Source organism: Corynebacterium hiratae (genome assembly GCF_009708045.1).
GTDB classification, from domain to species: domain Bacteria; phylum Actinomycetota; class Actinomycetes; order Mycobacteriales; family Mycobacteriaceae; genus Corynebacterium; species Corynebacterium hiratae.
On the sequence record NZ_VIOG01000002.1, the window covers coordinates 193,369 to 209,882 of the forward strand.

General features: G+C 64.7%; 8 protein-coding genes and 1 pseudogene. 5 read left to right on the forward strand and 4 right to left on the reverse strand.

Annotation, left to right across the window (positions count from 1 at the left end; genetic code table 11):
• Nucleotides 1-2 precede the first annotated feature (2 nt).
• The 4 genes from FME68_RS02680 to FME68_RS02695 form a co-directional block, all read right to left on the reverse strand.
• The gene (locus tag FME68_RS02680) at nucleotides 3-1,061 is read right to left on the reverse strand and encodes an ABC transporter permease (protein WP_144013651.1); all 1,059 of its coding nucleotides are present in this window, start codon (nucleotides 1,059-1,061) and stop codon (nucleotides 3-5) included.
• Nucleotides 1,058-2,053 (reverse strand): substrate-binding domain-containing protein, encoded by a 996-nt coding sequence (locus tag FME68_RS02685; protein WP_144013650.1) that lies wholly within the window; start codon nucleotides 2,051-2,053, stop codon nucleotides 1,058-1,060. The genes FME68_RS02680 and FME68_RS02685 overlap by 4 nt, the downstream gene beginning before the upstream one ends.
• A gap of 97 nt (nucleotides 2,054-2,150) precedes the next feature.
• Entirely contained in the window at nucleotides 2,151-11,063 is an 8,913-nt protein-coding gene (locus tag FME68_RS02690) for a polyketide synthase (protein ID WP_328287690.1), read from the reverse strand.
• A 5-nt stretch (nucleotides 11,064-11,068) separates the two neighbouring features.
• Nucleotides 11,069-11,239, reverse strand: coding sequence for a hypothetical protein (locus FME68_RS02695; protein ID WP_157844603.1), 171 nt, complete (start codon nucleotides 11,237-11,239; stop codon nucleotides 11,069-11,071).
• Between the two features lie 37 nt (nucleotides 11,240-11,276).
• Between FME68_RS02695 and FME68_RS13490 the strand changes: the two genes are divergently transcribed.
• The 5 genes and pseudogenes from FME68_RS13490 (at nucleotide 11,277) to FME68_RS02715 (ending at nucleotide 16,466) form a co-directional block, all read left to right on the forward strand.
• A complete protein-coding gene (locus tag FME68_RS13490; protein ID WP_439329281.1) occupies nucleotides 11,277-11,747 on the forward strand; it encodes a hypothetical protein in 471 nt (156 codons plus the stop codon).
• Between the two features lie 24 nt (nucleotides 11,748-11,771).
• Nucleotides 11,772-12,059: an HNH endonuclease family protein gene (locus tag FME68_RS13495; protein WP_439329282.1), complete on the forward strand. Its 288-nt coding sequence runs from the start codon at nucleotides 11,772-11,774 to the stop codon at nucleotides 12,057-12,059.
• 371 nt (nucleotides 12,060-12,430) lie between these two features.
• Entirely contained in the window at nucleotides 12,431-13,414 is a 984-nt protein-coding gene (locus FME68_RS02705; RefSeq protein WP_049155780.1) for an ABC transporter permease, read from the forward strand.
• A pseudogene (locus FME68_RS02710) lies at nucleotides 13,415-14,499 on the forward strand (ABC transporter permease).
• Nucleotides 14,496-16,466, forward strand: coding sequence for an ABC transporter ATP-binding protein (locus tag FME68_RS02715; protein WP_158395823.1), 1,971 nt, complete (start codon nucleotides 14,496-14,498; stop codon nucleotides 16,464-16,466). The pseudogene FME68_RS02710 and the gene FME68_RS02715 overlap by 4 nt, the downstream one beginning before the upstream one ends.
• Nucleotides 16,467-16,514 lie beyond the last annotated feature (48 nt).

Consider the following 16,514-nt stretch of genomic DNA (forward strand, 5'->3'; position numbering starts at 1 on the left):
GGTTATCGCTTCCTCGTAAAGTTGGCCACCGAGGTGTTCGTGAGCACGGCGAAGAGCAGCATGGCGCCGAGGAAGAACTTGAACCAGTCGGGGTTCCAACCGGCGTACACGATGCCCTGGTTGGTCATGCCGAAGATAAGCGCGCCGATGGCGGTGCCCACCGCGGTACCGCGCCCGCCGGTCATGGAGCAGCCGCCGATGACCGCGGCGATGATGTAGAGGAACTCGTTACCAATGCCTTGGCCTGCCTGGATGGAGTCGAAGGCAAAGAGGGTGTGCATGCCCACGAACCACGCTGCAAATCCCACGAGCATGAACAGCGCCACCTTGATGCGGCGCACGGGAACGCCGACGGCGCGGGCGGCTTCATCATCACCACCCACGGCGAAGATCCAGTTACCCCAGCGCGTCTTGTACAGCACCCACGACGCAATGGCGACGAAGAGGATCCACCAGATGACGGTGGCGCGGATGCTCAAGCCACCGATGTGGATGGTGCCGGCAAAAATGACGCGGGCGGAGCCGAATCCTTCCATATCAGCGATGGTCGGGGTGGCCACCTGACCGGTCACCAGCTTGGTAATCGCCAGGTTGAGGCCCTGCAGCATGAGGAATGCCGCCAGCGTAATAAGGAAGGAATCGATCTTGGTGCGCACCACAAGGAAGCCGTTGAGCGCACCGATGGCCAGTGCGGTGATGAGGGACAGCCCCACGCCCACCCACGAGTTGAGGTGGAAGTTGTAGTTGAGCATGGTGGCCACGAGCGCCGCGGAGGTCACCGCCACGCCGGAGGACAAATCAAACTCATTACCAATCATGAGCAGGCCCACTGCTAGGGCCACAATGCCCAGCGTGGAGCTGGCGTAGAGCACTGTGGAGAAGGCCTCCACTGAGCGGAAGGCGGGCGCCACGATCATGAAGAGGACGAAGATGACCACCGCGCCGAGCAGGCTAGCCAGCTCCGGGCGGCGGATGAGCCGCGCGAAGCCGCTGCGGCGGGTCAGGCGGGTATCGGAGGGGCTAGATAGCGCCTCGTCTGATGCAGTAGCGCTGTCGCTCATCGCAGACCTGCCTTAGCGGATTCGGAGATGATGTCCACGTTCGTGGAATCCACGAAGGAGGGGCCGGTGTACACCGGGCGGCCGCCGCCCATCGTGGAACCGTTGCGGTGTGCCAACCACAGCGAGTCGACGGCGAGGTAGCCCTGCATATAGGGCTGCTGATCGACGGCCCACTCGATGCGGTTGTCCGCGATGGCGTCGACAAGCTCGGCGTTGGTGTCGAAGGTGGAGACCTTGGCCTTGGAGGAGGCGTCGGCAACCGCGTCGGCGGAGCGCATAGCCACGGAGGCCTGCAGCGCCATGATCCAGTCGATGGAAGGATCCTGGCTCAGCTTCGCGTTAATGGTGGACTGCGCGGAGGTCAAATCCTTGCCGTTGACGTAGAGGATCTCCACCTTGCCGTTGTCCAGGCCGTCCTTCACGCCGGCGCAGCGCGACTCCTGTGAAGAGTTGCCCTGCTCGTGGATGACGCACAGAACGTGCTTGGCGCCATCGTCCTTGAGCCGCTCGCCGGCCTTGGTACCGGCCACCTTTTCCTCTTGGCCGAAGAAGGCGCTCATGCCGTACTTCTGATAATCATCCATGCCGGCGTTAAGCCCCACGGTGGGGATGCCGGCATCCGCGGCCTTCTTGGCTACCGGCCCGATCGCCGCAGAGTTGGGCATGGTTACGGCAATGCCGTCCACACCGGAGTCAATGGCGGATTGCACCAAGTTAGCCTGGTTGGGCGCTTCCGGGTCGGAGGAGTAACGCAGCTCGATGTTGTCCTTGCGGGCGGCGTCCTCCGCGCCCTTGCGCACGAGATCCCAGTACGTATCACCCGGCGCGCCATGGGAAATCATGGCGACGACAAGGCGCTCGGTGTCGACGCCACCGGCTAACTCGCCGTCCGCTTCAGGGCGGGGCGCGCCACCGGTGGCGGAGCAGGCGGCAAGCAGAGTGGCGGCGACGACCGAAATAAGGCCTAGTAGAGGCTTCTTAGCTTTATTCACCCTTGCATGGTGCCCCAGATGTCAGGACTTCTCCAACCCGTCTGACCTGCTTCTTTATCGTTCCAGAGGGTGCGAGCTGGGGATTCACCACCGCGTGCTACCCCCGTTGCGTTGTGCCTCCTCCCTCCGGATCCAGGATGCCATCGCGCAGGCGCGCGGAGTCGCTCAGCAACACCGCGGCCTCTCGTTCGGTCACCTCGGCGGCTGTGCCCGGCCCTAAATTGCGGTTCGTCGGCCGCTCGTACAGCGCTGCTCCACCGCGCATGGCCTCTTCCAAGCGCCGCAGACCACGCCGCTCGCGTTCGGTAGCGGCTGCCCGCCAGGCTTCGGCCACTCCCTCACCCTGCTCGCGGGCCAATGCAGCAAAGAAAGCACCTGGGTGGACCAGCGCGATGAGGGCGGAAACATGCCCGAAGCCCAGGGAGGTCACCAAGCCGGCTTTCGGCGGGGTGCGGCGCAGGTCCAGCGGCTGGCGCAGCCACACCAGGTGCGGGTGGCGGCGCAGCACGGGGTCGACGCAATCAAGCGAACGGTTCGGCGGGAGAATTCCGCTGCGCAGCACCTGGGACAGCCCAACAAGCTGGAAGGCGGCGGCACCGCCCTTGGCGTGCCCGGTCAGGCTTTTCTGCGAAATCACATACAGCGGGTTGCCGGGTTTGCGGCCGAGTGCGGCGGCGATGCGTTCGTGCAGGTGCGATTCGTTGGGGTCGTTGGCGTTGGTGGACGTATCGTGCTTGGACACCACCGCGATATCGTCCGCGCCCACGCCGAGGGCCTCCAGCGAGCGCGCCAGGCGGGAGTCCTGCCCACCCTGCGCCGCAGAGAGTGCGCCCATGCCCGGCGCGGGGATGGAGGTGTGCGCGCCGTCGGCGAAGGATTCGGCAAAGCCCACCACGCCTAGCACTGGCAACCCCATCTCGGCCGCGAAGGATCCACGGGCGAGCAGGATGGTTCCTCCGCCTTCGGATTCCACGAAGCCGCTGCGGCGGCGGTCATTAGCGCGAGAGAAGAAGCGGTGCTCAATCCCCTTCGCCGCCATCTCGGCGCTATCGGCCGTGGCCGCCATGTCACCAAAGCCGGTGATTCCCTCAATCGACAGGGCGTCAACGCCGCCGGCCACGACGAAGTCCGCCTTGTGCAGGCGCAGCTTGTCGACGCCCTCCTCCACCGACACCGCCGCCGTGGCACAGGCGGCCACCGGGTGCACCATTTGGCCATAGCCGCCGATATAGGACTGCATCACGTGCGCGGCAATGACGTTGGGCAGCGCTTCCTGCAGGATGTCATTGGGGCGCGGCTGGCCCAACAGCTTATCGACGTACAGCGAGCGCAACGCCTCCTGGCCCGCCATGCCGGTGCCCTGGGTGGAGCTCACGCGCGCCGGGTGGACATGGGCCAAGAGCTCGGCCGGGCTAAAGCCTGCGGAGAGGAAGGCATCCACGGTGCACACCAGGTTCCATAGGGCAAGGCGGTCGAGGTTATCCACCATGTCCGCGGGGATGCCGTAGACCTGTGGGTCGAAGCCCTCCGGAATCTGGCCGCCCACAAAGCGGGACATGGCCACGCGCCGCGGGACCCGCACCGACGAGCCTGCGGGCCGGGTGACCTGCCATTCAACCTCACCAGTCGGATCAGTGACGCGACGCAGTGTGGCGCCCTCGCAACTATCGACGAAGCTCCGCGCTGTCTCTTCGTCCTGCACGGTAAAGCTCAGTGGCTTCTCCAAGTAGATGGTGGCCAGCTCGGGCGCGAGGTTATCCACCATGGGCAGGTGCGGGCCGAAGTCATCGTGGAAGCGGCGCACACCAATCCCGGCGAGGACTTCGTCGTGGAAGCGCGCGTAGACGTCTTCCTCCGCTAACTCCTCCCCTTCGACTGTCAGCCATCCGGCCGTGCGCTCATCCCAGCTGATGAGCCCGCGGCTCCACGCCAGCTCCAGCACGCCAGCCGCGGACAGGTCTCCGCCGACCTCCGCCTCAAAGCGAGTACGCGATGAACCCAGCGGGCCGAGCTCGCCGGCACCGACGATGACCACCATGTCCTCGAGGGACTGCGTCACCGCGCTGAAGTCGGGGCTGGTCCACTCTGCGGGCTTCAACACATTCGGCAGGGCCTTCGCCGTTCGCGGAGCCTTCTCTTCGCCCGATCTAGCAGCTGCGCTCGATGCATCTGCATCCTCTGACTGTGAATCCCGGGCAAGCGCGGCTAGGTCTAGCTCGGCCTCGGCCAGCCCGCCAGTGAGGTCCACGCTCAGCGGCGCCTGTGCTGCTTCGGCGCGGATGTCGGAAGAGGCGGTGGCGTCGAGAAGCTGCACCGCCATCTCCTTCGCTGAGAAGGTCCGCACGCCGCGGGCCTCCACCTGCTCAACCAGCGGATCGTTGCCGCCCATCAGGCCGGTGCCGCGCACCCACCCGATCTGGGCGTGCACCAGCGAGGTCCGCGCGCCCCACGTGGACTGCTCTGCGGACCAGCGGTTAACCAAGGCATCGAGGGCGGCCTTGGCCTCACCGTAGGCGCCATCGCCGCCGAAGCGACCGCGGTTGGGTGAACCCGGGAGCACCACGTGCAGCCGGTGGCCCACGTGGGTATCCGCACCCACTGCGGAGAGCGACGCAATGAGCTTCTCCACCGACCACAGCAGCAGGCGCATCTGGGACTCCGCCCCCGCACCGGCATCCTGGAGGGTCCCCGCCACACGCGGCGCGGCGAAGGGGAAGAGCAGGTCCGGCACGTAAGCAGGCTTGACCTGCACGGACTTTCCACCCACGGTGGCGGTGCGCTCCGCCGCAATCCATTCCACGAGCGCATCCACGTCCGCGAAGGAACTAAGGTTTGCCGGAACTACCCACAGCGCAGCCGCACCGACGGCACGGTTGCGGTAGAGCTCCTTATAGAACTCGAGGCGCTCGTGGCCTAGCCGGGAGGTCGTCGCAATCACGGTTGCGCCCTCCGCGAGCAATTCACCGATGAGCTCGGCGGCAATCGAGCCCGGCGAGCCACCCGTCACCACGGCTACTTGGTCAGCGAAGAGCAACCCGTCGGCCGGGGTGCGGGCATCGCGGGCTAGGTCCTCATAGCCGAAGTGCTCGGCCAGGAGCGCAACCTCCTCGCCGGCGCCCAACACGTCCAGCTTGGGCTCTGTTTCCCCGGCGGCCGCCGCGCGGGCGATGTCTTCGCGGGCGCTGGCCCAGCGGTCGTCGAGAAGCACTGCCTTGCGAGCATCAAAAGCGGGGGCGACGCGCTGCTGCCAGTCGGTGCCCAGCTCCGCTGCAACGAGCTGCTCCAGCTCCGTGTGCGCAGCGCTGTCCCCCTCCTCAGTCGGGGTCTCCTCGCGACCTAGGGCGGCGAGTACCGCGCGGGCGGAGTCCTCCAGCGCCGATTCCAGCCGCTCGGTATAGGCGCGCACCGCCTCCGGGTCCACGGTCTCGTGTGGCGTTGGTGCTGCGGCCTTCTGCAGCGAGACTCCTTCGCGCTCGCCGGCAGCTCGCACGGCGTCGTCGATCAGGTCATCGAGCTCAACCACCGAGGCCACGGCGGTCGTGGGCAAGCTAGCCAAGTCCCCGCCGCGCAGCGAGGAGCCCTCGCGCGTGCCCAGGACCATCTGCACGGTCGCGCGATCGAGCCAGCCCGGTCCCAATCCCCAGGTGGTGCTCACGCGCTCGGCCACGTAGCTCGGCTTCTTGCCCGCGGGCCCGGTGAGCCGGTTGAGAGCCTGCGCGACCTGCTCTCTGAGGACTTCCCCGAAAGCTGCATAGCCCGGCGCGCGCTGAGCCACGCTCGCCGCCAGCTGCGGGAGAGGCGCATCCGCGGCATTCTCGATGGCGCTGATGCCGAACTCCACGCCGAGGTCAACGAGCAACTGGTTGCGGCGGGAGGACACGCCTTCCACGAGGGTTTCGATGGAATCGGTCGCCGCCATTTGATCAGGGCGGACCTTCGTCCATAGCGCAATAAGCATCTCGAGGGCCTGGTGCACGCTCAGAGGGAGGTCCTCAACGGCGGCCGGGGCCTCCTCGCGCGGGGCGTGGACGGAGTCTTCCCGGTGTGCCCTGTCGACTGCCTGCCTCGACTCAGATTCTGCCGGTTCCGTTTCGGCAGCGTCCGGCTGCGCAGCCACCTCCGCTGCTGAGTCGGGCACCGGCTCGGCGTCTTCGGCAAAGACTCGCCCGCGGTCGCGCTCGTAATTCAGCACCTCGATGCCTGCGCTGCCCGCGTACTGGGGCAGGCGCAGGGTTTGGCCCAGCATGTTGGTCAACGTCGGCGCGGCACCAACGCCGACCTCGAGGAAACGCTCCACGCCGAGCTTCCCGAGCAGCAGATCCTGGGTCTCTATCCAGCGCACTGGGGAAGCAAACTGCCAGGCCAAAAGCTCGATGAGCAGGGTGCGGCCCAGGCGCGCCGGGCTCGCCATGGCACCATCGAAGTCCGCCAGGATCTCCGCGATGGGTTCCGAATCCACCACCGCGGCGATGGATTCCACGAACTCGCGGCTCAGCGCGAAGGGCCGCGCCACGAGGTTGGGAATATAGCGCCCCACCAGCGCGTCGAGGTTGATCTCTGCAGGGATGAGTGCGTCGAGGTGCGCGCGGAAATCAACCACGCCGCCCACTAAGCGGGAGGAGTGGAAGGGCACGTCGATACCCGGAATGGGGATGACGGCGCGCTGTCCTGCGGCGCGGCACTCGGCGTCGCTCGCCAGCGCAGCTAGGCCTGCCTTCGTGCCAGCAACTGCATATTGGCGCCCGGCAATATTGTGGTTGACCACCTCAAGGAACTCGCCGGTCTCTGCGGCCACGCGGGCGACATGGGCGAAGGCCTCGCCCGCGCTCATCCCCATCTTGTGCGGGCGCAGCGCTGCCAAACCGTAGAGCGACTGGCCCGCGGAATCGCGCTCGACCAGACGGTGCATGGTCAGCCCGCGAACATAAACGATGTCCAGCACCGCCTCCAAGGACAGGACCTCGGCATAAGCGGCCAAGGCGTTGTACTCGCCCACCGAGTGGCCAGCGAAGAAGGCACCGCTCTCAAGGACCCCGGCTTCCTTGAGCGCTGCTATCTGCGCGCAGCCCAGCGTGGCCATGGCCACCTGCGTGAACTGCGTCAGATAAAGCACGCCGTCCGGGTGGGTGAAGGTCTCACCATCTACCACCACGGTGTCGGGGTTGTGGCGGACGATCTCCAGGATGGAAAAGCCCAAGCTCTGCCGCGTGTGCTGGTCCGCTCGCTCCCACACGGCGCGCGCCGCTGCGGATTCTGCGTAGTCCTTCATCCCCATCCCCGGTGATTGGATGCCCTGGCCGGGGAATGCATAGAAGGTGGTGGGACTGCTCATCGTCGCTCGCGCTTGCAGCACCGGCACGCCCTGGATGGTGGCGGTCACGCTGCGGACCTCGCCGTAGCCGCCGCGATTGTCGACGCCCACCCGTTCCACCTCGAACTCCACCTCACTGCCCGGCAGCACGGGTGCAAGCCAGGTAGTGGACCACTCGAGGACGCGGGAGTCGTCGAAGGCCGCGGCTGCTTGCGCCAGCGCCGAGGTCCACATGCCGTGGACAATGGGGCCGGCACGATGCCCCGCCAATGCCGCCGCGTTTGATGACAGGTGGATGGGGTTCCTATCCCCCGTGACCACGGCGAAGGGGCGCAAGGATTCCGGTGCCACAGCGCTGGTGCGGTGGCGGAAGGAGCGCGGTGTCTCACGGAAGGACGGCTCTGCGCTGTTTTCTTGCGAGCCTTGAGCTGTGGCGCCCACGGTCTCGAGCGGGGCATCACCGCGCCGCCCGGTAATAAGGAAGCGCTCGTGCAACTGCGCAAATTCGCGCTCGCCGCCGCCTACCGGGGCGGCGACAGCAACGCTCACGTCGATGAGGCGCCCCGAGGGCGAATCGCGAACGTCTTTCAGTTCTGCGGTGTAGTTCAGTGCCAAGGGCTCGCAGCCCAGGGCGGCGCTGCTACGAAGCAGCTCCCAGGTGTCTGGCTTGAGGCTCAGCGAGTGCTCGAGGTGGACGAGGTCAAGGAAGCCCTCCACCACCGGCTCCCCGGACTCTGTGTGAGCACTGGCCAGGACGGCGAAGAGCGCCGGCCAGGCGCGGCCGACGAGGACATCGGGCGAGACAGCAGTGCTCATTTCCCCACTCGTCACCGCACCATAGTGGGCGATGTCGGTGGCGCTGAGGTGAGCGCTGATTGTTGCGGCCCCCGAATCAACCTCAGGTAGGTCACCGCCGAGGGCCTGGCGCAGCAGATCCCGCATGGCGGATTCAGCATCCTCGACCTTAACGAGTGGTGAGGCACCCGGAACGCTCGGCGGGGTGATGCGAACGCGCAGCTCAGCTCCGGAGTGAAAAGGAACGGTCAACCACATGGTGCCGTCGACCGCAGTGTCCAGCTCGGCCCCATCAAGTCCAAGACGCAGGGGGTTGGGCTGCTCGCGCCCCGCCCAATTTAGGCCCGGGGCTCGGCGGATGAGCTCTTCATTACTTAAGACAGGCTCCTCGCTGGAGTCGTCGAGAAGCGCAAGCGCCGCCTGCTCGAAGCGGCCTAGTATCTGTGCCACCGGTTCGTTGGCCTGCTCGATTCCCTCAACAGCCGCCGTGCCGGGGATGATGCAGACCTCATCGGCCTCGTAGTGCTCATCGTGCGCCTGCCACAAGGTGTCGCGGCGCCAGCGGCGGCGTACCTCGGAATCGATAACCGGCACAAAGTTTGCGGGTTTGCCCGGACCGTCCACGAGTTGAATGAACCACGCGGCATCGGTCGGGTGCAGCTCGGCGTCACCGTAGAGTCCGGTTAGCTGAGCAATTGCCTCAACTGGGTTTTCGCGGTCAACCTCAACGCACAGCGCAATCTCGCCGTGATCGGTCGGGTGCAGACGGGCTTCGGCGCGAGCCACCATGCGCGTGAATCGGCTCAACCAGGATTCATCGACCCAGCCGTCCCGGTAGGACAGCTCGAGGTAGCGCTGCAGCCACTCGGAATAGGACATCTCATCGAGGTCGCCGAGGTAGGGCTTGCACGTGCGCCCGATAGCCCCAATGATTTCCGCGCGGCGGGTCTCCACGGCCGCGGCATCGCCGGCCACCTCATCGAGGAGGCGCCCGGCGCGGGCGAAGGAATTGTCCAGCTCATGGATGTCCGCCCCTAGGTCCGAGCGGCCCGACACAACATCCCTGCTGTGCGCGGCAACGAGCGCCTGTTTTACCGGCTCGGATGCGGTGGATTCTTTCGCCGCCATTGCAGCGGTGCCCACCATGATGGCGTCGACTGGTGCTGCGGGCAGGCCGAAGCGCTGCGCCCACGTACCCATCAGGTACTCTGCACCGCGCGCTGGGGTACCAATTCCCCCACCAACAGCGAGGAGAATATTGTCGCGCTCACGGATCCGCGCGTAAGTAGCAACGAGGACCTCATCGAGACCTTCTAAGGAGTGGTGGCCACCGGCCGCGCTACCTTCCAGCTGCATGATGAAGGTGGTCTCAGTGAGAGCATCGGCGATACGGAGTACCTCCTCCACCTGCGCCGAAGTTCCCGGTTTGAAGGCGACCCAGGGGATGTTCTTGGCGTGGAGCTTCTCCACCAGCTCCACGGCCTCCTCCACGGGCGGAATTCCAGCGGAAATCACCACTCCGTTGATGGGTGCTCCTGCTGCGCGTGCTCGCAGAATCGAGTTCGGCCCCTCGATCTGGCGACGCCACTGGGAAGCCGCGAGGTACAGCGCATTGAACTGGGCGTTCACCCCGGGCTGCAGCATCCGGCCCAGGGTATGCAGGTTCTCTTTCAGGATGTCATCGGTGTGCTGTCCCCCGCCGGCCAGCTCCGCCCAGTGCCCGGCATTGGCGGCTGCGGCGACGATGCCCGGGTCCACCGTGGTGGGGGTCATCCCGGGGAGCATGACTGGTGAGTAGCCCGTGACCCGCGTAAAGACAGTTGCCAGACGCCCGCTTTCAACGTGCGGTGTCCACTCGGACCACGCGCAGGGCAGAACGGGTGCGCGGCCCGGTTCCACGAGCTGAGCCAGTCCTTCCGCTGTTGCTACGGCAAGCGTACCGACGCCGTGCCCGGCAACGAGATCGCGTGTTAGCGGCTGCACCCCGCGGGTGGGCCCCACTTCTAATATCCAGCGAGCCCCGGCTTCGAGCGCCGAGTCAATGCGCTCGGGCCAGTCCACGTAGTCCGTGAGCACGGCTCGCGCGAGCTGCGCGGTGTTTTCTGGGTCCAAGCCGATTCGCCCCGCCCAGCTTTCCACCTGCTCCACCGCAAACTGCATGGTGGGATGGTGGAACGCTGCTGAAACCTCAAGGTCGGTGACAACGACGGCGGCCGACTTCCCTTCCCTCTCGTCATTAAGGGGTGAGCTCTCCTGCAGCGTGGCCTTCACTCGGGCGAGCTCAGCCGGGGTTCCGACGATGACGAAGCGTCCACGGCCGTTGTCGAGCCCGATGTGTGCTCCGACTTCGCGCAGTTGCTGTCTCGTCGCGCCCGTCACCGCCGCCATGGGCGCGCCCTGCGGGGTGCGTATAAGCCCAGCGCTGCGCGCGGTAGTCGTCATGGCTGCACCGATGAGGCGTGCCAGCGCCAGGGCCTCCGCTGGTCTCATGCGCTTCTCCACCACCGCTGCGGCGAGTACGCCTTGGGAGTGACCAATGCTGGTGACGGCGTCGTCGAGTTCTACTCCGTGCGCGCGCAAGCATTCGAGTACGGCCAGCTGCGCGGTGAGGATACCGGGGGTGGAAAGCGAGGCGTCGTCCAGCGCATGTGCCCTCCCTGGCTCCTCGTCCGCCCACACCAGTGGCGCAAACCCGCGCGGCGCGGTGGGCACAAGCTCGTCCTCCAGCGGAGCGAGGAGTTCTTCTGCCTCGGCGAGGTACTCAGCCAGTTGCGGTCGCACGCCGGCAGCGAGGGCACTGCGCAGCGTCGGCAGCCAGGCATAGCCTTGCCCGGAGAAAGAGAGTGCGAAGGGCTCGGCATCTAGGCGCGCGGACAAAGGCACAGAGACGTGGAAATCAGACACCTGCGCTACTCCCCCAAAGTGCGCGCAACAAGCTGCACGGCCTCATCGAGGGAAGGATGCGATGTCGGCTTCGGCATACCGCAAAAGACCTGGCAGGCGTGATCCGGGATGACCTCCGCCGAGCGCGTAAGGCCGCGCTCGGCGAGGTAGTCGTCAAAGAACATATCGATACTCATACCGTGTGCCGATTCTACCCACTAGGATCAATGCGTCATGGCCTCTCGTACCCCGTTCTTCATCGCCGCGCTGCTCAACGCTGCGGTGGCTGTGCTCGTGGTGGTCGGCCTGCTCCTTCCCTCCCCGGCTGCTCCCCCAGCGGCGGGGCCGAGTGCTTCCACAACAACAGCGGCGCCCGCGCAAGAAGCCCCCACAGAAGAACACTCCGACGAAGCCACGCCCCCGCCAGACATTGCGCCAGGCATAGCCGAAGCGCTCGCCGCCCTAGATTCTCTGAAGGTCAAGGGCCGCGCCCCCATGACCGGTTATGAGCGCGAGGAATTCGGCCAGGCCTGGTCCGATGATGTCACGGTGGAGTTTGGCCACAACGGCTGCGATACCCGCAACGATATCCTCCGCAGGGACTTGGATCCGGAGAGCCTCGTGCTCAAGGAAGGAACCCACGACTGCGTGGCGCTCGCCGGCACCTTGCATGATCCTTATTCGGGCCAGGACATTGAGTTTTAGCGCGGGGCGCAGACCTCGAGTGCGGTGCAGATCGATCACGTTGTGGCGCTGGCCGACGCCTGGCAGAAAGGCGCCCAGCAATGGTCACTGGAGAAGCGCCGCAACTTTGCCAATGACCCACGCAATCTCCTTGCCGTCGATGGTCCTCTCAACCAGCAGAAAGGCGCCGGCGATGCCGCCACGTGGCTGCCGCCCAACAAAGGTTTTCGCTGTGAGTATGCGCGTCGCATCGTCGAGGTAAAAGCGGTCTATGAAATCTGGGTCACGGAGGCAGAAAAAGATGCGCTGAGCCGGCTCCTGCATGCTTGCTGAGCGTTCCTTACCCCTTATCTATTCAGCGCAATCCCCCTGCACACTACCCCCAAACTATGCGCATATTATTCACTGCCACCCAGGCAATCAGGCACGATTTGTGAGCCCAAAGAAGCTTTCAGTCCCTGCACCGACACTCCCCTGCTTGCAAATTTCTATAGGCCAATTAATATGTAATTAATACAAAGTTTTCACACGCGGGGAGTACCCCCCATGAAATAAAAACAATCATTATTCCTCTCCTGTCTCACATTTCTTTTAATATGTGACACAGCACCTAGCCCGAGGTCTAGGTCACATGAGTGCGGTTAACTCTTATCGGCCGCCATACTCACCGAATCTGCCGAGACAAACCCTGCGAAGGAATAGTGATGTTCAAGTACATCATCAAGAAGACCGCCAGCTGGCTGGTAGTCATCTTCCTCGCGACTAATATCGCGTATCTCCTGGCCGCAACCTTCCTTGATCCCCGATCAAATTATGTCGGCCGCAACCCACCGCTCGAGCCGGAAGAAATCGGCCGCATCCTCACTCCGCTCGGACTCAATCCTGAGACCCCGCTTATTGAGCGCTGGTGGGGCTGGCTCTCTAACATTCTCTTCCACTGGGACTGGGGTACCTCCCCTCTCGGCGACCCGGTCAGCGCACAAATCGCTCACCGCGCACTCGTCTCGGCGCAGCTGCTGCTCGTCGCCACAATCCTCTCCGTCATCATCGGCGTTGGCCTCGGTGTCTACACCGCTTCCCGCCAATACAAAGCGGCTGACCGCTTCTGGCAGGGCGTTTCCATCATCACGATGAACACCCACGTGGTCGTCGCCTCCATTCTGGTTGTTGCCGGTGGCCTGTGGATCAACCGCGTCACCGGCCACCGCGTGGTCTACGTGACGGGCGCGTCCAGCCTCGGTGTCGAGGGCTTCTTCCCCAAACTTCTGGATATGGCGCAGCACCTCATCCTGCCGTCCATTTCCCTCATCATCATCAGTTACGCCGGGTATCACATGATGCAGCGCACCTTGCTGCTGGATAACCTGAACGCCGATTATGTGCGCACCGCCCGCGCCAAGGGCCTGACCCGTGCGCAGGCTATTCGCAAGCACGCCCTGCGCACCTCCATCATCCCGGTTGCGACCTCCGTGGCCTTCTCCGTTCCCGGCATTTTCACCGGCGCCATCATGACGGAAACCATCTTCGCGTGGAAGGGAATGGGCCAGTACTTCATCGAAACCATCAGCCGCAACGATGTCAACGGCACCACCGCCGTCGCCGCCTTCGGTGCCGTCATGATTGCTTTCTCCGCAATTCTGGCTGACCTCGTCGTCGTAGCCCTCGATCCGCGAGTAAGGGTGAGCTAAATGTCTCCAGAAAAGAAATCCACGTCGCCGCGCTCAGAAGCACGCCACACCGAGCGCCACCGCCGCAACGATCTCGCCATCGACACCGCCGCGGACAACCTTGGCGTGCGCCCGCATACCGCCACTGCTGACTTTTCACCGCAGACCGAACCCAGCGCACAGTCCGCACTTGGTTCCGGCGTCGATGTCGATGACGCACAGCGCAAGCAGTTCTCCAGCAACGAGTTCCGCGGCACCTCAAAGCTCAAGCTGTACGTTCGCCGTTTCTTTCGCAACAAGTTCGCGGCCGTCGGCCTCGTCATCTTCGTGTTGCTCACCCTGCTGGCCATCTTTGGCAGCCTGCTGACCCCCTGGGGTTTCGATGAGCCGGACTTCTTCAACCTGTCCACCGGACCTTCCTCCGAGCACTGGTTCGGCACGACCGATTCCGGTAACGACCTCTTCGCACAAACCGTCCACGGCCTGGGCCGCTCGCTCATCATTGCGCTTATCGTGTCGATAGCATCCACGGTGTTGTCCGCTTTCATCGGCGCGCCGCGGCCATTTACGGAGGCGCAGTGGAAAAGGTCATCCTGGCCGTCATCCACTTCCTGCTGGCAATCCCGACCTTCCTGCTCATCGCTCTGGTGGTCTCCGATTCCGGCGGTGACTGGAAGCTGCTCATCGTGGTGCTCATCGTCTTCGGCTGGATGTACCCGGCGCGTGTCATCTGGGCCATGGCGCTCAGTGTGCGCGAGAACGACTACGTCCGCGCCGCGGACTACATGGGTGTTTCGCGCCTGCGCACCATCTTCCGCCACGTAGTGCCCAACATCGGTTCGCTGCTCATCATCCAAGCGGCCCTGGGCGTGGTGTCCACCATCATGTCGGAGACCGCGCTGTCCTTCTTGGGCTTGGGCGTGAAGCTTCCCGACGTCTCCCTGGGCACCCTCCTGGCCGGCGGCGCCAACGCCGTCGAGGCTTCACCCTGGCTCTTCTACTTCCCTGCAGGCATCCTCACGCTGCTGACCGTCTCCATGGCGTTCATCGCCGACGGTCTGCGCGACGCCATTGACCCCAACTCGAACTCTGGAGGCCGAGCATGACCCCGCAGAATACTGCGCATAACGCCAACGCCGTCCCGGCCAGCCGCGCTACCGATCCCGCCGCGTCCGCCGACCCGGTTCTGTCCGTACGTAATCTGTCCGTCACCTTCCCCTCGGAGGCCGGCTCCGTCCACGCCGTACGTGGCGTTGACTTCGATCTCATGCCGGGCCGCACCCTGGCCATTGTGGGCGAGTCCGGCTCCGGTAAATCCGTCACCTCAATGGCGGTTATGGGCCTGCTGCCGGATTACGCCAAGGTGGAAGGCTCCGTGGTCTATGCCGGCACCGAGCTCATCGGCAAGTCCGACAAGGACATGTCGAAGATCCGCGGCAAGGACATCGCCATGATCTTCCAGGACCCGCTCTCCTCCCTGACCCCGGTGTTCTCCATCGGCGACCAGCTCATCGAAGCCATCCAGACCCACCGCGATGTCTCCAAGAAGGAGGCGGAGAAGGAGGCCATTCGCCTGCTCGAACTCGTCGGCATTCCGGAGGCGGACAAGCGCGTGAAGTCCTTCCCGCACGAGTTCTCCGGTGGTATGCGTCAGCGCGTGGTCATCGCCATCGCCATGGCGAATAACCCGCGCGTCATCATCGCCGACGAGCCCACCACGGCCCTCGACGTCACCATCCAGGCTCAGATCCTGGAGGTCCTCAAGGTGGCGCAGCGCGAAACTGGAGCGGCCGTCATCATGATTACCCACGACATGGGTGTGGTAGCAGGCACCGCCGACGACGTCCTCGTCATGTACGCCGGGCGCCCGGTGGAGCTGGGCGATGTCGACACCATTTTCAACCACCCCAAAATGCCCTACACCGTTGGCCTTTTGGGTTCCACTCCGCGCGTGGACAAGGCCACCGATGAGCCACTCACTCCCATCGCCGGTACCCCACCACGCCTCATCGAGGTTGCTGCCGAGTGCCCCTTCGCCGACCGTTGCCCAGTGGTGATGGACGAGTGCCGCACCATGGAGCCGGAGCTGCGTGAGCTTGGCGACGCCCCCGGGCACTACGCCTCCTGCCTGCGCTCCGATGAGATCGAGGACGGCACCATCGGTGGCGAGCGCATGTACCCGCTACCGAAGATTTCCGCCGATACCCTGGGCGATACGCCCTATGAGCAGCGGCCGGTCACTTTGGAGGTCAAGAACCTGGTCAAGGACTTCCCGCTCATCAAGGGAGCGATTCTCAAGCGCCGCGTCGGCACCGTCCATGCGGTCAAGAACATCAGCTTCGACGTGCACCAAGGCGAGTGCTTCGCCATCGTGGGCGAGTCCGGCTCCGGCAAGACCACCACCCTGCTGGAAATCATGGACCTCAACCCACCAGAGGGCTCCACCATCGTGGTCAACGGCACCAACACCTCCGGCTTGAGTGCGTCGGCACGCCGCAAGCTGCGCAAGGACATCCAGATCGTCTTCCAGGACCCAATGAGCTCGCTCAACCCGCGCATGACCATCCGTGAGATCATCGCTGAGCCGCTGGAATCGCTGGGGTACGAGGGGGACGTCGGCCAGCGCGTGGCTGAGCTGATGCAGCTCGTCGGTCTCGAGTCCCACCAGGTAGACCGCTTCCCCGGACACTTCTCTGGCGGACAGCGCCAGCGCATCGGCCTGGCCCGTGCTCTGGCCACCAACCCCTCCATCGTGGTGCTCGACGAGCCCGTCTCCGCCCTCGACGTCTCCATCCAGGCCGGCATCATCAACCTGCTGCACGACCTGAAGAACCGCCTGGGCATCTCTTTGGTGTTCGTCGCCCACGACCTCTCCGTTGTGCGCCACCTCTCCGACAAGGTCGCCGTGATGTACAAGGGCGACTTCGTGGAATACGGCCCCACGGACGAGGTCTTCGACAACCCCAAACACGCCTATACCCGCGCGCTGCTCTCCGCCATCCCGGTGCCAGACCCAGCCGTGGAACGTGACCGGGTGCGCGAGATTTACCAGCCCGCCGAAACCCCGGCTTAGCAAGACTTATAACTAAATACTCCCCGTCTCCATGTTTCCTCTCGAAAG